The organism is Pseudomonas sp. NPDC088885 (genome assembly GCF_044750025.1).
GTDB lineage: Bacteria > Pseudomonadota > Gammaproteobacteria > Pseudomonadales > Pseudomonadaceae > Aquipseudomonas > Aquipseudomonas rustica.
In genome coordinates this window covers 301-19805 of record NZ_JBIVJB010000041.1, presented here as the reverse complement: position 1 = coordinate 19805, position 19505 = coordinate 301, and the positions used below count along the sequence as shown (strand labels likewise).

Below are 19505 nucleotides of genomic sequence, written 5' to 3'. Positions count from 1 at the left end.
CGGCTTTTGTAGGAGCAAGGCTTGCCCGCGAAGGCCACACCGCAAATTTCGAATGTTCAATCCGCAATGGATCGCGCAGACAGGCCCGGGACGGCCGCGATGTCTTGTCATTCTGCGTCATTGCCACAACCACAAAAAAGGCAAACAGGAGCATTTTTCATGAGTTCATCAAACGCCGGGCAAAGCGCCGGGCAACTGGAAACCCGCGGCATCGAGCCGGTGCCGGAAGCCGAGTGCAACGGTCATCCGCTGCAACTGTTCTGGGTCTGGTTCGCCGCCAACATTTCCATCCTCGGTCTGCCGCTGGGCGCCACGCTGGTCGCGTTTCGCGGGTTGGCGATCTGGCAAGCCATCATCGTCGCAATCATCGGTGCTGCCGGCTCGTTTGCCGTGGTCGGGATCATCTCGATTGCCGGCCGCCGTGGCCGTGCGCCGAGCCTGACCCTGTCACGCGCAATCTTCGGCGTGCGCGGCAATATTGGCCCGACGCTGGTCTCGCTGATGTCGCGTCTGGGCTGGGAAACGGTCAACACCACCACCGCGGCATTCGTGCTGCTGTCGCTGTGCTCAATCCTTTTCGGCTCGCCGGTTGAAGCGAAAAGCGCTCCGGTGCTGACGCTGATTTTCATCGCCATTTTCGTGCTGCTGACTTTGTCGGTTTCCGGCCTCGGTCACGCGACGCTGCTGGTGATTCAGAAGTGGGCGACCTACGTGTTCGGCGCGCTGAACATTCTCGTCGGCGGCTTCCTCTGCGCCACCATCGACTGGAGCGCGGTGTTCAACGCCACGCCGGCACCGATGAGCGCAATGATCATCGGCATCGGCACCATGGCTGCCGGCACCGGCATCGGTTGGGCCAACGCCGGCGCCGACATGTCGCGCTATCAACATCGCAGCGTCAAAGCCGTACGCTTGGTCGCGTCGGCAGCATTCGGCGCGGGCATTCCGCTGGTGTTGTTGATCACCCTTGGCGGCTTGCTCTCGGTGGGCAACAACGACCTGGCTTCGGCGACTGACCCGATCGTGGCGATCCGCGACATGCTGCCAACGTGGATGGCCGTGCCTTACCTGATCACCGCATTCGGTGGCCTGCTGCTGTCGAACAACCTGTCGGTGTACTCCGCCGGTTTGACCACGCTGACCCTCGGTCTGAAGGTAAAACGCGTCTACGCGGTGGTGGTCGATATCGTTGCGATCTTCGCCGGTTCGATTTACTTCATGCTGATCGCTGACAGTTTCTATGGGCCGTTCATCACCTTCATTTCCTTGCTGGCAGTGCCGATCACCGCGTGGGTCGGGATCTTCATCGTTGACCTGATTCACCGTCACTACTACAGCCCGACAGACCTGCTCGATGTCAGCCCGCGCAGCGCCTACTGGTACAACGGCGGCATCGAGTGGCGTGCGTTCGGCGCGTGGGCGATTGCCATCGTGCTCGGCTTCAGCTTTACCACTATTGGCACCACCGCTGAAAATGTCTGGTTCAAAGGCTTCCTGTCCGACTCGTGGCTGGGCCACAACGGCCTCGGCTGGATCGTGACCTTCGTGGTCGCCGGTGGCATTTACTTCGTCCTCGGCGGGGCGAAAGATCGCCGCGCCGCGCCAACCGAGAATGCTCATGCCTAAGATGCTGCACACCGGCCAGGTCATCATCGACCTGGTCATGGCCGTGGATAAACTGCCGCAAATTGGCGGCGATGTGCTCGCGCAGTCAGCTGGTTTCGAAGCGGGTGGCGGATTCAACGTAATGGCGGCGGCGGTGCGTAACGGCTTGCCGGTGGTGTACCTCGGTCGCCACGGCACCGGGCGTTTCGGCGATCTGGCGCGTGACGCGATGACTGTCGAAGGCATTCATATCGGCATCAAAGAACGTGCGCAGCGCGACACCGGTTTGTGCGTGGCGCTGACTGATGCCTCGGCTGAGCGCAGTTTCATTTCCTACATCGGCGCTGAGGGTGAAGTGACCGAGGACGATCTGAACAGCGTTGCCGCGGAGGCGGGCGATTACGTTTATCTCAGCGGTTACAGCTTGCTTCATGAAGGCAAGGCGCAGGCGTTGCTCGACTGGACGCTGGCGTTGCCGGGCTCGGTCAACGTCGTCTTCGATCCGGGCCCGCTGGTGGAATCGCCGAATTCGCCGATGATGCAGGCGCTGCTGCCACGCATTGATGTGTGGACGAGCAACAGCGTTGAAGCGCTGCGGTTTACCGGTGCTGAAGACATTGCGCTGGCGCTGGATCGGCTGGCTGAGCATCTGCCCAAAGAGGTGTTGATGGTCGTGCGCGACGGGCCGCAGGGTTGCTGGATTCATCAGGCTGATGAGCGTCGGCATGTGCCGGGGTTTACTGTGAAAGCGGTGGACAGCAATGGCGCTGGCGATGCGCATGCCGGGGTGTTTGTTGCCGGGTTGGCGCAGGGTTTGAGCGCGCATGAAGCGGCACGGCGGGCGAATGCGGCGGCGGCCATTGCGGTGACACGCTGGGGGCCGGCGACCTCGCCGGGGACGGCTGAGGTGGATGCGTTTATCCGCGAGTCTGGCGGTGCTTGATAGATAGCTTTCGCGAGCAAGCCCGCTCCCACATTGGATCTGTGTCGCACCTAAATCCCCTGTAGGAGCTGCCGAAGGCTGCGATCTTTTGATCTTGAATGAGGCAAAAGATCGCAGCCTGCGGCAGCTCCTACAGGGGATGTGTCAACTGGCCTTGCGCAGCGCCTCGATCAACTGCTGCTTACGCATCGAAGACCGCCCCGGAATTTTCTTGGCCCGGGCCTCCTTCATCAAACTATCAACCGTCTGCGCATCCCGCGAAGCCGTGCTGTTACGCGAATGTCCCTCGCGACTGGCCACTGCTCGTCGCGACGAATCTTTGCGATCTTCAGACTTGGCACTCGCCGGTTTCTTGCGCCCGGAACCGCCGGCCTTGTCGCCGCCGCCCGATTGTTTGTTCACCGTCGCCCAGGCTCGCGCTTCGGCTTCATCCTTCGGCACGCCCTTATTTTCGTAGCTGTCTTCGATGTGCTCGGCTTTGCGCTTTTGCTCGGCGGTGTATTTTTCTTTGCTTCCACGAGGCATGGGATTTCTCCTTGCATCCGTAGATGAATTGCCATGTAGGAGCTGCCGAAGGCTGCGATCTGTTGATCTTCAAAATCAAAAGATCGCAGCCTGCGGCAGCTCCTACATTATTTACGATCACACGATCACATTGCTCAGCTATCGAGCTTACGCGCCGCTTCAACCCCGGCCGCGCTGAGCTTGATCGGCAGGTTCAGCGAATGTTCGCCGGCTTCGTTGCAGGTCACATGGCCGTGGTGAATCAGTCCGCGATCCTGCAAAGCGGCGAGGGCGCCGGCCACGACTTTCTCGCCCCGGTAATTGTCCAGCACCTCCTTGCCCAGACCACTCGGGTGGGCGTGCAGCAGGCGGGTGAGGACTTCTTTTTCCAGGTTTTTATCGACGTTCATGGTTACCTCTTCATTGGATTGAATAGGACGCTCGCGTCGGCGAACTACTGACCGGAGCCTTCGGAACCGGAACCACCCGTGGTGGATTTAGAGCCGACGCCGGGGCCCGCGTTGTCGGGCATGCCGGGGGCGTCGGGCGTGTTCATGCCGCCCTGACGACCCGGGTCACTGCCCTGCGTGCGCGGATCAGTGCCGGTGGCCGGCGGCTGATTGATCAACGGCACGCCCGAACCATCGGTGTTCATGCCGGGAGCACTGTTAATGGCGGGGGCGCGAGGCGGGGTCGGGTCGGTAGGGCCGGTGCCTGCCGCAGTGGCGGATGCGGCGAACACCGCAGGGCAGAGCAGGGCGCTGAATACGAAAGCGGTCAACCTTGACGAGATCATAGGGCTTCTCCAGTGATTGGAATCCTTACCTGTCGTTGGTCTGCCCTGTGATCGGATTGGTGCCTGATGAACGACGAACGGTCTAAATCGCCTCCACCGTTTTTACGTTGAGTCGGCGCCAGAGCAGACGGCCCAAGGTGATAAGCCAGTTGATCAAAGCCACCGCCAATACCGTGAGCAACAACGTCGCCATGCCGTGTTCAACGATGATTTTCCCGGCCAGCAATGGAAAGCCAAACACGCCGATAAAATACGAAAGGCTGAACAGCAGCAGCGCTTGCGAAGTGGTACCCGTCGGTGCTTCGTTCGCCGCGAGTCCGTTGATCACCGAATAGGTCAGGCCATATCCAACGCCAAGCATCAGCGCCGCCAGCAGATAGGTGAACCCGCTGTGCACACCAAACGCGAACAGCACGATCGAGCCAAGCATCAGCCCGGACAACAGACACGAAGCGCGCAGCGGATCACGCTTGACCACGTAACCGGCGATCAACATCCGGCTGCTAATCGCTGCGCTCATGAAACCGAGGAAGAACAGCGAATAATCCAGCGAGCGCGCCGCCGCATAACTGGTCTGAAAACTCGACAGCCCGCCGAACACACAGCCGCCGAGCCCGACCATGATGATCGGAAACACGGCGCGCGAGCTGAGCACTTGGCGGGTCGCTTGCCAGCTGATTCTGGCGGCAGAGGTGGCTTGCGTGCTTTTCAGTCGGGCGCCGAGACGCCAGAACAGCAGCACGCCGATCAGGCTCGCCAATGCCGCCAGATAAAACGCCGACGTCACCGGCAACCCCAGCGCACTGGCTGCGCGCCCGAGTAACGGGCCGCTGCCGATGCCGGTCATCATGCTGCCGGAGAGCAGCGCGAAGTACTTGGCCCGCTGCGCCGGAGTTACCAGACTGGCAACAATAATCGGCCCCAACGTGTAAAAAACACCCCAGCCCAACCCTAGCAGCAAACCGAAAAACAACAGCAAATGCCCGAACCCCGGCGTCATCGCAAAACCCAGACTCGCCGCCACCAGCAACAACCCGAACAGCGCAATCGACCGCGCCGCACCGAGCATGTCCGACAGATGCCCGGACACCAGCACCGCGACAAACGTACTGACCATCGCCGCCGAAATTACGCTGCCGGCATCGTGTTCATTACCGCCGCGTGAACCGATCAACAGCGACAGCAAAAACGTCGAGCCATACGACAGCGACAACAGATAACTGGCGAGACAGAACAGGCCGAACAACTTGCCTGACACCTGGGGTGTTGCTTGCGACATGACGCGGTTCCTTGACCGGGAAAATTGAGCGTCATCTGTTTAACACGTCAGGCTCGCAGGTTAGGTGTGCGGTTGGCGAAGTCAGGTTCAGCACAGGCCGGAGTAACAACTCAGACGATGCCGATTTCTTCCATGAATTGCTCCATGAAACCCTTCAGACGTTGATGACGAATCTGCGCGAGGCGCTGGCCGGCGACAGTCTGGAAACCGTCGGCGAGGTGCAGCAGTTTGGTCTGGAAGTGGTCGAGGCAAAAACGCTTGTCGTCGTAGTCGCGATGTTTCGCCTGCGGATCTTGCGGGTCATACAGCGCCGACCCCATGCGCCCGGCGATATAAAACGTGCGGGCGACGCCGAGCATGCCCAGCGAGTCGAGGCGGTCAGCGTCCTGGACGATCTTCGCTTCGAGGGTGAGCGGGGTGATGTTGGCGGAGAAGCTGTGCGCTTCGATGGCGTGGGCGACGCTGGCGATTTTATCGCTGGGCCAGTTCAGTTCGGCGAGCACTGACGACGCTTTTTCTGCGGCCAGACGCGAGGCTTGTGAGCGCAGCGGCGAGTTCTTTTCGACGGCCACGCAATCGTGCAGCAACACGGCCGCGAGCAAGACCTCGAGATCGCCACCTTCTTCCTCATGCAACGTGCGCACGTTGTGCCAGACACGCTGCAAATGCGCGAGGTCGTGCGCACCGTCGTCGGATATTTCCAGAGCGTGGGGCAGTAACCCGGCGGCGAGTGAAATCAGTGGTGCAAAAGCAGCATCGTTCATAAGCATCCTTACTGGCTGTCGTAGATTTTCAGTTGATGATACTTCTGTGGTGAGGGGATTTATCCCCGTTGGGGCGCGAAGCGGCCCTAAAAAATGGGACTGCTGCGCACCCCATCGGGGATAAATCCCCTCACCACAAGGTTCTCTACCAGGTTTGGAGTGTGACGAGCGCCGTCCACGGCCTTAGTATGGCGTTTTCCTTTTCCGACAAGGCCCGTCCATGACGATCGAAATCCGCCCGGCGACCCCCAGCGATGCCCCGCAAATCCTCGCCTTCATCACTGAACTCGCCGATTTCGAAAAGGCCCGCCACGAAGTCATCGCCAGCGTCGCCGACATCGAACGCAGCCTGTTCGGCGAAGGCGCCACCGCCCACGGTCTGATCTGCCTGCGCGACGGCTTGCCGATCGGTTTCGCCGTGTTCTTCTTCAGCTACTCGACCTGGCTCGGCAGCAACTGCCTGTACCTCGAAGACCTCTACATCACCCCCGAACAACGCGGCGGCGGCGCTGGCAAAACCCTGCTGCGCCACCTGGCAAAAATCGCCTGCGACAACGACTGCGGCCGCTTCGAATGGAGCGTCCTCGACTGGAACACGCCAGCGATCGACTTCTACAAATCCCTCGGTGCGCAACCGCAGGAAGAGTGGGTGAGGTATCGCATGGACGGCAAGGTGTTGCGCGAATTCGCTGAAGGCTGAACGTCAATAAGAGCTATACGCTGCTAATTTGATTGTCGGCACTGCTCTAGTCCTGCATTCTACGCGCGCATTTTTGCGCGCTCATGGATGACACCTGCAATGCCTCTGGCACCCTTTCTCCACGCCCGTGGAGCCTTCGCCGCGTCAATGAGTGACCGGCCGATGTGTCAGCTACGGGCGTCGATGCTTTATTTAGCAAACAACAATGTTGGTCGACCTCTGCAAACTGCCGCCACCTCGATCGGCTTGAGTACTGTCGCGTCTTGTTCGTCCCAGTCGACAACTGCAATCGATATCCGTAGCCGCACCCGAAATCTTTGAAGCAAGGAGCTTTGAATTGAGTGGTAAACCTGCTGCCCGCGTCACCGACCCTACCGCCTGCCCATTGCCAGGCCATGGCACCAACCCAATCGTTACCGGCTCGCCGAATGTTTTCTTCGACGGCCTCGCCGCCGCGCGCATGACCGATACATCGGCGTGTGGCAGCCCGATTACCGGAGCTGTGTCCGGTACGGTATTTATCAACGGCTTAAATGCCGCCACGCTAGACAGCACCGGCGGGCACGGCAATGTCGTGATCGGTGGCTCGGGCACAGTAATCATCGGCCAGAGTGGCGGCGGTGCGGCGTTTACCGGGTTACTGCCGATGCCGGTGCATTTCAATGACCGGATGCAGATCGTTGATGAACACAGCGGTGAACCGCTTTCCTATATTGCCTATGTCATCGAACGGGCGGATGGAGCGTTGGAACGAGGCGTAACTGACGCCGGAGGGCATACTCATACGGTCAGTTCGCACCTCAAAGAAACCATCAAACTGTACGTGGAGTAACACTGATGGGAGCCCAATCCGGAGCCATTCAAGGATGCATCGGGAGATTGGTCGCCAGCCATGAGCTGACGACCAAAGAGGATCAGACAGTCAAACCGGTGACACTTGCCAGAGAAGTTGTAGCCTTTTTCATTGGTGGTGCTGGCGATTCGGAAAGTTACTACGGAGACGGGCCGAGCAACTACACGTTGCGTGCCATGGAAGCTTTGCAGAGTCGTTTGGGCACGAGCTTTGGCGGAAAATTCCAACCCTATTACATGGGATACAACGATGTAAAAGGGGAAGGCGATCTGGAGGAGTTTATATTCTCGAGGCTGCCTCACAAGTCCGCTCACGTCTACATCGTTGGTCATAGTCTGGGCGGGTGGAACGGCGCGCATTTGTCGCAGATTCTGACCGATAAAGGTTTTATCGTGAAAATGCTCGTCACGCTGGATCCTGTGGGCGAAGGTGTGATGGTGGCGTTGATTTCCGATATTTACTGGTCGGAGCCGACGCCCAAGGCTGAAACCTGGATCAACGTTCGTGCGGAACCTGACGAGATAGATCGAACTGACGTAGTCGCTTGGGTGGGGGGTAAATGGGATATCGAATCCGGGCCGGATGTTATCGGGATCGTTAAATTCAACCATTACTCGGCGTTGAGGCTTTATGAATCCCGGTTGGAGTGCGGACAGTCCGCATTGGATTTATCGGCGAACTCAATCGCGGGTTACTTGGGAGCAGTCGCATGAGATGGGTATTGCTTCTCGTTGTGTCGTTCTTGTGCGTTGCCTGCGCTAAGTCTCATGACATTACCCCCGCAACGTTGGGCTATGAATCGATTACACCTCGCCCGGACAGTGTTTTTTTTGAGGTCAATTTCAGTTCCGATGTAGAACTGCTGGAGATTTTCTGGCGGGAGAAGAACGCGAACAGTTTTGATCAGGTGTTTATCTGTGCCCTGGGTGATGACACTGATTTTTCGATTGAGCACACGATATCGAAAGCAGCCATGGGTTTGATCACAGAAAACAAGAAGCACTCGAAGATCGCCGGATTCGGTTATACCGCGAGCATTTCTTTCAAAGACGTTGGGGAAAAGAAAAGAACCTCGGCGTATCTGAGTCGTGACGCCATAAAGAGCTTATTGAAAGACAAGCAAAAGATTCCGTGCAAAGTGGTGGTCACGGCAACCGGTTATGACGCGTATTACACAAGGTCACTGTTTATTCCGGTTGCAGATGTTTTTTCTGCCTTGTCGGACTACGACAGCCTTCGATGAGGCGCCCTGGTGTTGGCTTATGGAGTGGTAATGGCAAGGTTGCTTTTGGTTTTTTTGTTTGCGTTGTGTTCCTCCTGCATGCACTTGGATGTTCCGCCCGCCAGGCTTGAGTTTGCCTCGATCAATCACGAGATGTCCTCCTACTACGACCTGCGTTTCACCTCAGACCGAAATTTGATTGACCTCTATGAAGATCACGGGCGGCAAGGTCAGATTGGTACCTGGATCCATTGCTCGCTAAATGGTGATGTGGATTTTTCCATCGAACATGAAATTGTTCTCGAAGCTTCGGGAATCGTCAGCGGCATGCGTTTGATTGAAGGTGATCGTCGATTCGAAATGTTGGCCAGCATCAACGTCGAGAATCACGCGATCAACGATGGACATAAAGACGTCCGGCCCGCCGAACTGGTGCAAATTCTCAAACCGCAGGAATACATTCCCTGCAAGGTCGTCATCACCGCGTTCCCATTCGTGGCGTATTACTCGAAAGTCATGTACATGCCCACGTCGAGATTCATTGCGGCCATAGAAAATCCTCGAGTGGCACCCGCCCGTATTTTGCTAAAACCGTCCGATCAACCGAGGTCATTACTGCCTTTTTCGTCAGTGTGCATCGTGCGCTGGCGCTATGAACTGGCGCTCGGATATGACCAGATCGACAGGCTCGGGCTCTGCAGTGACGTGCCCTATGCCGGCCTGCTGGCCTCATTTGCGCCGAACAAAACGAAGTTGAAGATTGTTTCAGGTTCAGAGCAGACATCAGCACCGTTTGCGGCGTACACCATCATTCGCGGTGATGGACGTTTGGAGCCCGGGATCGCTGATGAAAATGGCCGTACGCACGAGGTGGGTTCCACTGAGTACGAAACGCTGAGGATCCAGATCAACAAGGAGTTGGATGTCGTCGAGCGATGGACAAAATGGACTGACGACCTCCCATAATATGGGATGCAAAATTACATATTGAGATTTTGTTCTCGGAGGGGCTATAGTCCATCGCACTCACTGCCAAAAACAAAACAGGTGAAGCGATGCTGGCGCAATTGATCGCGCTCGATTGGGGGACGACCTCATTACGTGCTTACAAACTCGCGGCGGACGGTGTGGTGCTGGAGCAGCGCGCGCTGTCGTCCGGGATCATGCAGTTGCCCAAGACCCCGCGAATCATCAACGGTCGCGAATGCGCCGATGGTTTTGAATTGGCTTTCGATGAAGCCTGCGGCGACTGGCTCGATGCGCAGCCGGATCTGCCGGTGATTGCTTGCGGCATGGTCGGCAGTGCGCAGGGCTGGCGTGAAGCGGCCTACTGCGAGACGCCGGCGAACGTCGCCAATCTCGGAAACTCCCTACAAACAGTTATCAGCATTCGCGGCACCGTCGTGCATATCGTGCCGGGTGTGATTCAGCGTTCGCGTTTGCCGAACGTGATGCGCGGCGAAGAAACCCAAGTGTTGGGTGTTCTGCAGAATCTGCCGGTCGAGGCGGGCGCTGATCTGTTGATCGGTCTGCCGGGCAGTCATTCGAAGTGGGTGGACGTGGTCGATGGCTGCATCACCCGTTTCGACACGTTCATGACCGGCGAAGTGTTCGCCGTGCTCAGCGAACACAGCATCCTCGGCCGCACCCAGCAAGTCAGCGCGACGTTCGATGCTCTGGCATTTGACCGTGGCGTGCAGATTGCGCAGTCGGCGGACGGCGAACTCGGCGTGCTGTCGACCTTGTTCAGTGCCCGCACGCTGGGACTGACCGGTGAACTGAGCCCAACGGCGCAGGCGGATTATCTGTCCGGTCTGATGATCGGCCATGAATTGGCCGCACTGGCCAGCGCTCAACGCCGACGCCGCAACAACCCGAATCTTCCTTCGATCATCCTCATCGGCAACGCGCAACTGTGTGCGCGCTACCGCCGTGCCCTCGACGCCTGTGGTTTCGCCAAGGTGACGCTGGCCGAGCAGGCCACCGAGCGTGGTTTGTGGCAACTGGCGCTGGCCGCCGGACTGATCGATTCCTCATCCCGTTAACCCTGACTGGAGGCCTGACATGCTCAAGCAAGCATTGGCGCAAAACGGTCTGATCGCGATTCTGCGTGGCCTGCACCCGCAGGAAGCCGCCGCTGTCGGAGAAGTCCTGTATGCCGCCGGATTTCGCGTCATCGAAGTACCGCTAAATTCCCCATCGCCGTACGAAAGTATCCGCATCCTGCGCAAGACCTTGCCCGCCGATTGCCTGATCGGTGCCGGCACAGTGTTGACGCCGGAGCAGGTCGAGTTGGTGAAGGAGGCCGGCGGCCAAGTGATCGTCATGCCGCACAGCGATGCCAAGGTGTTGCGTGCAGCGAAAGCGGCGGGGCTGTTTTTGTCGCCGGGTGTTGCTACGCCAACGGAAGCCTTCGCAGCGCTGGCGGAGGGCGCGGACATTCTCAAACTGTTCCCGGCCGAGCAGATGGGTCCGGCAGTCGTCAAAGCCTGGCTTGCGGTGTTGCCGTCCGGGACGGTGCTGGCGCCGGTTGGCGGTATCACCCCGGACAACATGCAGGCGTTTATCGACGCTGGCGTGAAAGGTTTCGGCCTCGGTTCCGGCCTGTTCAAACCGGGCATGACCCCGGAGCAAGTGGCGGTGAATGCCAAGGCCTACGTGGCCGCGTGGAAGGCCCTTCGCTAAGTATTCTGGCGCTGCGTGCGCTATCCCAATAAGAGAGACAAGTAGATGAAAATCACCAAACTCACCACCTTCATCGTTCCGCCGCGCTGGTGCTTCCTCAAGATCGAAACCGACGAGGGCGTGACCGGTTGGGGCGAGCCTGTGGTTGAAGGGCGCGCGCACACCGTTGCCGCCGCTGTCGAAGAATTGTCCGACTACCTGATCGGTAAAGACCCGCGCAACATCGAAGACATCTGGACGGTGCTGTATCGCGGCGGTTTCTACCGTGGCGGCGCGATCCACATGAGTGCGCTGGCCGGCATCGATCAGGCGCTGTGGGACATCAAAGGCAAGGCCCTCGGCGTGTCGGTGAGTGATCTGCTCGGCGGCCAGGTGCGCGACAAGATTCGTGTGTATTCGTGGATCGGCGGCGACCGTCCGGCCGACACCGCGCGTGCGGCGAAAGAGGCGGTGAGCCGTGGTTTCACTGCGGTGAAAATGAACGGCACCGAAGAGCTGCAATTCCTCGACTCCTTCGAGAAAGTCGATCTGGCACTGGCCAACGTTGCCGCCGTGCGTGACGCGGTCGGGCCGAACGTCGGTATCGGCGTCGACTTCCATGGCCGCGTGCACAAGCCGATGGCCAAGGTGCTGATGAAGGAACTTGATCCATACAAACTGATGTTTATCGAAGAGCCGGTGCTCAGCGAAAACTACGAAGCGCTGAAAGAGCTGGCGCCGTTGACCAGCACGCCGATTGCCCTCGGCGAGCGCTTGTTCTCGCGTTGGGACTTTAAACGCGTGTTGAGCGAAGGTTACGTCGACATCATCCAGCCGGATGCTTCCCACGCCGGCGGCATCACCGAAACCCGCAAGATCGCCAACATGGCCGAAGCCTACGACGTCGCGCTGGCGCTGCATTGCCCGCTGGGGCCGATTGCGCTGGCGGCGTGCTTGCAACTGGACGCGGTTTGTTACAACGCGTTTATCCAGGAGCAAAGCCTGGGCATCCATTACAACGAGAGCAACGACTTGCTCGACTATGTGAAGGATCCGCGCGTGTTCGATTACGACAAAGGCTTCGTGAAGATTCCGAACGGGCCGGGGTTGGGTATCGAAATCAACGAGGAATACGTGATCGAGCGCGCGGCTGTTGGCCACCGCTGGCGCAACCCGATCTGGCGCCATGCCGATGGCAGCTTTGCCGAGTGGTGAGTCCTGCCTGACACACCACAATTCCCTGTGGGAGCGAGCCTGCTCGCGAATGCTATGTCACATCCGACATCGATGTGACTGATCCGACGCCTTCGCGAGCAGGCTCGCTCCCACAGTTGTGATCTCCATGGATGGGAGATTTGCGTCATGACCTCAAATAAACATAAAAAGAGGCTCTCCCCATGCAACCGCAAACCCTCACCGGGCAGGCGTCTTTAGTCGCGCCCAGCCGCAAGCGGTTTTTCATCATGGTGTTGCTGTTTATCACCGTGGTCATCAACTACCTCGACCGCAGCAACCTGTCGATTGCCGCGCCGGCGCTGACCAGTGATCTGGGCATCGACCCGATCCACGTCGGCCTGATCTTCTCCGCGTTCGGCTGGACTTACGCTGCCATGCAGATCCCCGGCGGCTGGCTGGTCGATCGCGTGCCGCCGCGCATCCTTTATAGCGTCGCATTACTGCTGTGGTCGATTGCCACGGTGATGCTCGGTTTCGCCGCCAGTTTCATCGCGCTGTTCGTGCTGCGCATGGCCGTCGGCGCGCTGGAAGCACCGGCCTATCCCATCAACAGTCGCGTTGTAACAACCTGGTTCCCCGAGCGTGAACGCGCCACGGCCATCGGTTTCTACACCTCCGGGCAATTCGTCGGCCTGGCATTCCTGACCCCGGTACTCGCTTGGCTGCAACACGAATTCGGCTGGCACATGGTCTTCGTCGCGACCGGTGCTGTCGGCATTATTTGGGCGGCGATCTGGTACGCGGTGTATCGCGAGCCACGGGATTTCAAAGGCGCCAACGAAGCCGAAATCGACCTGATCCGCGAGGGCGGTGGCCTGGTCGATATTCAGAAAGAAACGGCCAAGGTCAAAGCCAAATTCAGCTGGACCGATCTCGGTATCGTTCTGACCAAACGCAAATTGTGGGGCATCTACCTCGGCCAGTTTTGCCTGAACTCGACGCTGTGGTTTTTCCTGACTTGGTTCCCGACGTACCTGGTGAAATATCGCGGTATGGACTTCATCAAGTCCGGCCTGCTCGCGTCGCTGCCGTTTCTTGCCGCGTTCGTTGGCGTGTTGTGCTCGGGGTTCTTTTCCGACTTCCTCATTCGTCGCGGCTACACCGTCGGCTTTGCGCGCAAGTTGCCGATCATTGGCGGGCTGCTGATTTCTACCTCGATCATCGGCGCCAACTTCGTTGAGTCGACGCCGCTGGTGATTGCCTTTCTGGCGCTGGCGTTCTTCGGTAATGGCCTGGCCTCGATCACCTGGTCGCTGGTTTCGACACTGGCGCCAGCACGGCTGCTCGGATTAACCGGCGGGGTGTTCAACTTCATCGGTAACCTGTCGGCGATCACCACGCCGATCGTGATCGGCTTCCTCGCCAGCGGCGATTCGTTCGCGCCGGCGATCACGTATATCGCGGTGCTCGCATTGATCGGTGCTTTGTCCTACGTGCTGCTGGTCGGCAAGGTCGAGCGTATCGAGTTGTAGTGGTCTGCGTCGGGCGACCATAATGCCGCCCGTTCCCTCGCTCAACGGTAAAGGCTGGATATGCAGGAAGACGCTCCGGAAAAAACCAAGGACGCCGCGCCCACCGGCACCCAGACGCTGTTGCGCGGCCTCGGTGTGGTGCAAGCGGTGGCCAGTGGCGCCCGCGATCTCAAGGAAATTGCCCGACTGATCGGCACCACGCGCAGCACCACCCATCGTCTGGCCAGTTGCCTGGTCGATGAACGCTACCTGCGCGTGGTGCCACAAGTCGGTTATCTGCTCGGGCCGAAGCTGATCGAACTGGGTTTCCAGGCACGCGAAGAGTTGCCGCTGGTGAGCCTGGCCGGGCCGTATCTGGACGAGTTGTCGGCGCTGACCGGCGACACCGTGCATTTGGGCATTCGTGAAGGCGATGAAGTGCTGTATCTGCTGAAGAATCCGGGGCGCAATGGCCCGGAAATGCGTTCGCGGGTCGGCCATCGCATGCCGTTGGCGCGCACCGGGATTGGCAAGGCGTTGATGCTCGATGACTCGCCGAAAGATTGGCAGCGGCTGTACGACATCAGCCTGCCAGCGGGTGGGAAAAGTCAGTTCTGGCCGCAGCATCCCCAGCAGTCGTGGGAACAGCTTGAGCAGCGCATGACCGAGTACGTCGCCGGTGGCTACGCCTTCGATCTGGAAGACAACGAACCGTCGATCCGCTGCGTGGCGGCGCCTATTCGCGATGCGAGCAAGGGCATCGTGGCGGCGATCAGTATCGCCAGCACTGTGCCGTACATGCCGTTGGAGAAAATGGCCGAGCTGATTCCCCTGATCAAAGGAGTCACAGCCCGGCTCTCGGCGGAGCTTGGCTTGAAGGTTTAAGCGGGTTTAAACCTTGAGCGTCGCCATGTCGATGACGAAACGGTACTTCACGTCGCCGGCGATCATGCGCGCATAAGCTTCGTTGATCTGGCGAATGTCGAGCATTTCAATGTCGCAGGTGATGTTGTGCTCGGCGCAGAAATCCAGCACTTCCTGGGTTTCGGCGACGCCACCGATCAGCGAACCGGCCAGGATGCGGCGACCCAATACCAGTTTGGCGGCATGCACGGGCGGATCGATCGGTTCGATCAGGCCAACCAGAATGTGCACGCCGTCGAAGCGCAGGGTGTCGAGGTAAGGGTTGAGATCGTGCTGCACCGGAATGGTATCGAGCAGGAAGTCGAAGTAACCGGCAGCCGCTTTCATCTGCTCGGCATCAGTGGAAACGATCACATGATCGGCACCCTGACGACGACCTTCTTCAGCCTTGCTCGCCGAGCGGGTGAACAGCGTCACTTCAGCGCCCATGGCCTTGGCGAACTTGATACCCATGTGGCCCAAACCGCCCATGCCGAGAATCCCGACCTTGTCGCCAGCCTTGACGCCGTAGTGCTTGAGCGGTGAGTAGGTGGTGATGCCGGCGCAAAGAATCGGCGCGGCGCTGGCCAGTGCCAGTCTTTCCGGAATGCGCACAACGAAGTGTTCGCTGACGACGATGCTGTCGGAATAACCGCCCATGGTGTTGCTGCCATCGACCCGATCCGGGGTGGCGTAGGTCATGGTCGGGCCTTCGAGGCAGTATTGCTCAAGGTTCGACTGGCACGCTTCGCAGGTGCGGCACGAGTCGACCATGCAGCCAACGCCAACCAGATCGCCTACCTTGTGTTGAGTGACATTCGCACCGATCGCGGTGACTTTGCCGACGATCTCGTGGCCGGGCATCAGCGGGTAAACGGCGATACCCCATTCGTTGCGAGCCTGGTGGATGTCGGAGTGGCAGACGCCGCAGTAGAGGATCTCGATCGCGACGTCGTCGGCGCGCGGGCTGCGACGTTCGAATTTCATCGGGGCGAGGGGGGTGGTGGCCGATTGGGCGGCATAGCCGATGGCGGTGTACATGTGAAACCTCGCAAAAGCAGGAACAAGTGAGGCGGCGCATTCTGGGCGTCGACTGGCAGTCCGGCCATGACGATTCCTCCGGGTCTCATGCCTAATCCTCCGGCATGCGGGTTTGATTGGCCGCAGCGGCAATAGGATCTGCCATCATGCTTTCATCGCCTTTTTCCGCCCTATTTTCAGTGAAGAGTTTTGATGCAATTAACCCGTCATCTTGATGCCAATGCCCGGCTGGTTTCGCTGATCGAACCGCTGGCGCTGCGCGATGGTTATTCCCCGACCGGGTTGCCCGGTGTGCAAGTGTTGCGTGCCAGTTGCGACGTCGCCCGTGGCCCGCACATTTATGAGCCGAGCCTGATGATCATCGCCCAGGGCAGCAAACTGGCGTTTCTCGGGCCGCGGACAATGGAATATGGCGCCGGGCATTACCTGATTCAGGCGCTGCCGGTGCCGTTCGAGTGTGAGACGTTTGCCTTGCCGAATGCGCCGTTGCTCGGCGTGAGCGTGGCGATTGATCGGGTGTTGCTCGGTGAACTGGTGTTGGCCATGGGGCTGGCGCCGGGGCGGCATATTCCGGCGCAGACGCCGGAGTCGATGACCTCGGTGGTGCTCGACGATGACATGCGTGGCTGCGTCGAGCGGCTGTTGAGTTGCCTGCACGATCCGCTGGAGTGCCAGATTCTCGGGCCGGCGCGCGTACGTGAATTATTGTTCGTCGCGTTGCGCGGGCCGCAGGCGGATGTGTTGCGCGCGTTGGTCGAGCAGCAGGGGCAGTTTGCGCGGGTGGCGGCGTCGATCAGTCATCTGCATGCGCATTACACCGAGCCGTTGAATGTCGAGACATTGGCCGGTTGCGCGAACATGAGCGTGTCGACGTTTCATGAGCATTTCAAACGCAGCACGTTGCTGTCGCCGGTGCAGTATCTGAAGCGTTTACGCTTGTTGAAGGCGCAGACGTTGCTGGTCGCAGAAGGGCTGGGCGTCGCGCAGGTGGCGCATCGGGTCGGGTATCAAAGTACGTCGCAGTTCAGTCGCGAATATAAGCGCTACTTCGAGCGCAGCCCGGGCGACGAGCGCGCTGCCTGATCCCCGCATATCCCCTGTGGGAGCGAGCCTGCTCGCGAATGCGGTGCATCAGTCGACATCATCTTTATATGACACACCGCTTTCGCGAGCAGGCTCGCTCCCACAGTTGTTTTGTGGTGATACAAGGAATTTTTGGCAACAAAAAGGCCCCCGATTTGGGAGCCTGATTGTTCAGCGGTTCGACTTACATATTCGGGTAAGTCGGGCCGCCAGCGCCTTCCGGCGTGACCCAGGTGATGTTCTGCGAAGGATCCTTGATGTCACAGGTCTTGCAGTGCACGCAGTTCTGGGCGTTGATCTGGAAGCGCTTCTCGCCGTCTTCCTTGGTGATCACTTCGTACACGCCGGCCGGGCAGTAGCGCTGTGCCGGTTCGTCGTACAGCGGCAGGTTTTTGCTGATCGGGATGCTCGGGTCTTTCAACTTCAAGTGGCAAGGTTGTTCTTCTTCGTGGTTGGTACCGGAGATGAACACCGAGCTGAGTTTGTCGAAGCTGAGTTTGCCGTCCGGCTTCGGATAGTCGATCTTCTTGCAGTCGGCGGCGAGCTTGAGGCAAGCGTAATCCGGCTTGGTGTCGTGCAGGGTGAACGGCAGTTTGCCGCCGAAGATGTTCTGATCGAGCCAGTTGAAACCGCCGCCAACGATGGCGCCGAACTTGTGAATCGCCGGGCCGAAGTTACGGCTGGCGAACAGTTCGTCGTAGAGCCAGCTCTTCTTGAACGCGTCCACATAAGTGGTCAGTTCTTCAGTGCCGTCCTTTTCAGCGAACAACGCGTCAGCTACCGATTCAGCGGCGAGCATGCCCGACTTCATCGCGGTGTGGCTGCCTTTGATCTTGGCGAAGTTCAGGGTGCCGAGGTCGCAACCGATCAGCGCGCCGCCCTTGAAGACCATTTTCGGCAGCGAGTTCAGGCCACCTTTGCAGATCGCACGAGCGCCGTAGCTGATGCGCTTGCCGCCTTCCAGGTACTGCGCCAGCACCGGGTGATGCTTGAGGCGCTGGAACTCGTCGAACGGCGACAGGTACGTGTTGCTGTAGGAAAGATCGACGATCAGACCGACCACCACCTGATTGTTTTCCAGGTGATAGAGGAACGAGCCGCCGGTGTTCTCGGTGCCCATGATGTCCAGCGGCCAGCCGGCGGTGTGGACTACCAGGCCTGGCTGATGCTTGGCCGGGTCGATTTCCCAGATTTCTTTCAGGCCGATGCCGTAATGCTGAGCGTCGGCGTCGCTGTCGAGGTTGTAGCGCTTGATCAGTTGCTTGCCGATGTGGCCACGGCAGCCTTCGGCGAACAGCGTGTATTTGCCACGCAGTTCCATGCCCGGGGTGTACAGGCCTTCCTTCGGATTGCCTTCGCGGTCGACGCCGAGATCACCGGTGATGATCCCGCGAACCACGCCTTGCTCGTCGATCAGCGCTTCCTGAGCGGCGAAGCCCGGGTAGATTTCCACGCCGAGGTTCTCGGCCTGCTGGGCCAGCCAGCGGCACAGGTTGCCGAGGGAGATGATGTAGTTGCCTTCGTTGTGCATGGTCTTGGGCACAAAGAGGTCTGGAATTTTTTGCGCGCTTTCGGCGTTTTTCAGCACGAAAATATCGTCGCGGGTGACGGGCGTGTTCAGCGGGGCGCCGAGTTCTTTCCAGTCGGGGAACAATTCATTCAGAGCGCGTGGTTCGAACACGGCACCGGACAGGATGTGTGCGCCGACTTCGGAGCCTTTTTCGACCACGCAGACGCTGATTTCCTTACCGGCTTCGGCGGCCTTCTGCTTCAAACGGCAGGCGGCGGACAAGCCAGCGGGGCCGGCACCGACGATGACCACGTCGAATTCCATGTATTCGCGTTCCACAGGCTATCTCCTACTCAAGGCTCACAGTTTTTTTTCTAATTTGGAGGTTCGATCTCGCATCCGAATTGCCTTTACGTTAACGTCAAAGGGAATATCGGGAAACCCACCTTTCTCTCTAGGCGGCGCATTATATCTACACCACTCTCAGCGTCCAATACAAACGTTTGTTTGAATTGGCTCCAGCCCAGAGAAATCAAAGAAGCGCGGCTTATGAATGGTCATTTTGCTGTATTGACCGGAATAGGCGTTCCGGTCAAGATACGGGCGGTTTTGCGCTCGTCGTAGGCAGACTGGCGGTTTCAAGAGCACCTCTAAAGACAGGGCGTAGGCAGAAAGGGTGATGCGCAGCGCAGGTCTGGCGCGCAGTTTACACACCGCGAAGTTGAATGACTGAATGGTCACCACTGACGAACGGTCACGCACTTCGCAACGTGAAATCATCCCGAGTACAAGCCGGCGTTTTTAGAGGTGCCCTTGTAGCCCGATGAGCATCAACCGCCAGGTTCGCCTAGGCGACTTTCTTTTCACCGGAGAGTAACGAGGAATCCATGAAGGTTCTTGTAGCTGTCAAACGCGTTGTGGATTACAACGTCAAGGTTCGCGTCAAGGCGG

At 58.9% G+C, this 19505-nt stretch carries 20 protein-coding genes; 13 read left to right on the top strand and 7 right to left on the bottom strand.

Features of this window, described 5'->3' with window-relative positions:
* Nucleotides 1-159 precede the first annotated feature (159 nt).
* Both ACIP1X_RS17115 and ACIP1X_RS17110 read left to right on the top strand, forming a co-directional pair.
* Complete coding sequence (locus tag ACIP1X_RS17115) at nucleotides 160-1626, top strand: cytosine permease (RefSeq protein WP_053122564.1); 1467 nt, start codon at nucleotides 160-162, stop codon at nucleotides 1624-1626.
* Nucleotides 1619-2548: a PfkB family carbohydrate kinase gene (locus tag ACIP1X_RS17110; protein ID WP_400753764.1), complete on the top strand. Its 930-nt coding sequence runs from the start codon at nucleotides 1619-1621 to the stop codon at nucleotides 2546-2548. Before ACIP1X_RS17115 ends, ACIP1X_RS17110 begins: the two co-directional genes overlap by 8 nt.
* Before the next feature lie 144 nt (nucleotides 2549-2692).
* Here the strand turns inward: ACIP1X_RS17110 and ACIP1X_RS17105 are convergent, their stop codons facing one another.
* The 5 genes from ACIP1X_RS17105 to ACIP1X_RS17085 all read right to left on the bottom strand — a co-directional run bounded on the left by ACIP1X_RS17105 (nucleotide 2693) and on the right by ACIP1X_RS17085 (nucleotide 5891).
* Nucleotides 2693-3073 (bottom strand): Rho termination factor N-terminal domain-containing protein, encoded by a 381-nt coding sequence (locus ACIP1X_RS17105; RefSeq protein WP_400753762.1) that lies wholly within the window; start codon nucleotides 3071-3073, stop codon nucleotides 2693-2695.
* 134 nt (nucleotides 3074-3207) lie between these two features.
* The gene (locus ACIP1X_RS17100; protein ID WP_053122559.1) at nucleotides 3208-3462 is read right to left on the bottom strand and encodes a hypothetical protein; all 255 of its coding nucleotides are present in this window, start codon (nucleotides 3460-3462) and stop codon (nucleotides 3208-3210) included.
* 44 nt (nucleotides 3463-3506) lie between these two features.
* On the bottom strand, nucleotides 3507-3848 hold the full coding sequence (locus tag ACIP1X_RS17095; protein WP_053122557.1) for a hypothetical protein: 342 nt from the start codon (nucleotides 3846-3848) through the stop codon (nucleotides 3507-3509).
* An 82-nt stretch (nucleotides 3849-3930) separates the two neighbouring features.
* Nucleotides 3931-5127 carry an MFS transporter gene (locus tag ACIP1X_RS17090; protein ID WP_400753759.1) on the bottom strand — a complete coding sequence of 399 codons (1197 nt, stop codon included), beginning with the start codon at nucleotides 5125-5127 and terminating at the stop codon, nucleotides 3931-3933.
* A gap of 110 nt (nucleotides 5128-5237) precedes the next feature.
* The gene (locus ACIP1X_RS17085) at nucleotides 5238-5891 is read right to left on the bottom strand and encodes an HD domain-containing protein (RefSeq protein WP_400753756.1); all 654 of its coding nucleotides are present in this window, start codon (nucleotides 5889-5891) and stop codon (nucleotides 5238-5240) included.
* A 220-nt stretch (nucleotides 5892-6111) separates the two neighbouring features.
* Between ACIP1X_RS17085 and ACIP1X_RS17080 the strand changes: the two genes are divergently transcribed.
* The 10 genes from ACIP1X_RS17080 (at nucleotide 6112) to ACIP1X_RS17035 (ending at nucleotide 14902) form a co-directional block, all read left to right on the top strand.
* Nucleotides 6112-6591, top strand: coding sequence for a GNAT family N-acetyltransferase (locus ACIP1X_RS17080; RefSeq protein ID WP_053122551.1), 480 nt, complete (start codon nucleotides 6112-6114; stop codon nucleotides 6589-6591).
* 337 nt (nucleotides 6592-6928) lie between these two features.
* Entirely contained in the window at nucleotides 6929-7423 is a 495-nt protein-coding gene (locus ACIP1X_RS17075; protein ID WP_053122549.1) for a PAAR domain-containing protein, read from the top strand.
* Nucleotides 7424-7428: 5 nt separating this feature from the next.
* Nucleotides 7429-8157 carry an alpha/beta hydrolase gene (locus ACIP1X_RS17070; RefSeq protein WP_400753752.1) on the top strand — a complete coding sequence of 243 codons (729 nt, stop codon included), beginning with the start codon at nucleotides 7429-7431 and terminating at the stop codon, nucleotides 8155-8157.
* The gene (locus ACIP1X_RS17065; protein WP_282358458.1) at nucleotides 8154-8687 is read left to right on the top strand and encodes a hypothetical protein; all 534 of its coding nucleotides are present in this window, start codon (nucleotides 8154-8156) and stop codon (nucleotides 8685-8687) included. Before ACIP1X_RS17070 ends, ACIP1X_RS17065 begins: the two co-directional genes overlap by 4 nt.
* 30 nt (nucleotides 8688-8717) lie before the next feature.
* Nucleotides 8718-9632, top strand: a complete 915-nt coding sequence (locus ACIP1X_RS17060; protein WP_400753750.1) for a hypothetical protein — start codon at nucleotides 8718-8720, stop codon at nucleotides 9630-9632.
* An 89-nt stretch (nucleotides 9633-9721) separates the two neighbouring features.
* Complete coding sequence (locus ACIP1X_RS17055; protein WP_400753747.1) at nucleotides 9722-10711, top strand: 2-dehydro-3-deoxygalactonokinase; 990 nt, start codon at nucleotides 9722-9724, stop codon at nucleotides 10709-10711.
* Nucleotides 10712-10730: 19 nt separating this feature from the next.
* A complete protein-coding gene (locus ACIP1X_RS17050; protein ID WP_008085516.1) occupies nucleotides 10731-11351 on the top strand; it encodes a 2-dehydro-3-deoxy-6-phosphogalactonate aldolase in 621 nt (206 codons plus the stop codon).
* Nucleotides 11352-11396: 45 nt separating this feature from the next.
* A complete protein-coding gene (gene dgoD / locus ACIP1X_RS17045) occupies nucleotides 11397-12545 on the top strand; it encodes a galactonate dehydratase (protein ID WP_030131992.1) in 1149 nt (382 codons plus the stop codon).
* 182 nt (nucleotides 12546-12727) lie between these two features.
* Nucleotides 12728-14038 carry an MFS transporter gene (locus tag ACIP1X_RS17040; RefSeq protein WP_159811516.1) on the top strand — a complete coding sequence of 437 codons (1311 nt, stop codon included), beginning with the start codon at nucleotides 12728-12730 and terminating at the stop codon, nucleotides 14036-14038.
* Nucleotides 14039-14098: 60 nt separating this feature from the next.
* On the top strand, nucleotides 14099-14902 hold the full coding sequence (locus ACIP1X_RS17035) for an IclR family transcriptional regulator (protein ID WP_053122534.1): 804 nt from the start codon (nucleotides 14099-14101) through the stop codon (nucleotides 14900-14902).
* A gap of 6 nt (nucleotides 14903-14908) precedes the next feature.
* Here ACIP1X_RS17035 and ACIP1X_RS17030 read toward each other — a convergent pair whose 3' ends face one another.
* Nucleotides 14909-15961 (bottom strand): NAD(P)-dependent alcohol dehydrogenase, encoded by a 1053-nt coding sequence (locus tag ACIP1X_RS17030; RefSeq protein ID WP_053122532.1) that lies wholly within the window; start codon nucleotides 15959-15961, stop codon nucleotides 14909-14911.
* A 192-nt stretch (nucleotides 15962-16153) separates the two neighbouring features.
* On the opposite strand from ACIP1X_RS17030, the gene ACIP1X_RS17025 reads away from it, so the two are divergent.
* On the top strand, nucleotides 16154-17044 hold the full coding sequence (locus ACIP1X_RS17025; protein WP_053122530.1) for an AraC family transcriptional regulator: 891 nt from the start codon (nucleotides 16154-16156) through the stop codon (nucleotides 17042-17044).
* Nucleotides 17045-17228: 184 nt separating this feature from the next.
* Here ACIP1X_RS17025 and ACIP1X_RS17020 read toward each other — a convergent pair whose 3' ends face one another.
* Nucleotides 17229-18893, bottom strand: coding sequence for an electron transfer flavoprotein-ubiquinone oxidoreductase (locus tag ACIP1X_RS17020; RefSeq protein ID WP_008085524.1), 1665 nt, complete (start codon nucleotides 18891-18893; stop codon nucleotides 17229-17231).
* Between the last annotated feature and the right edge of the window lie 612 nt (nucleotides 18894-19505).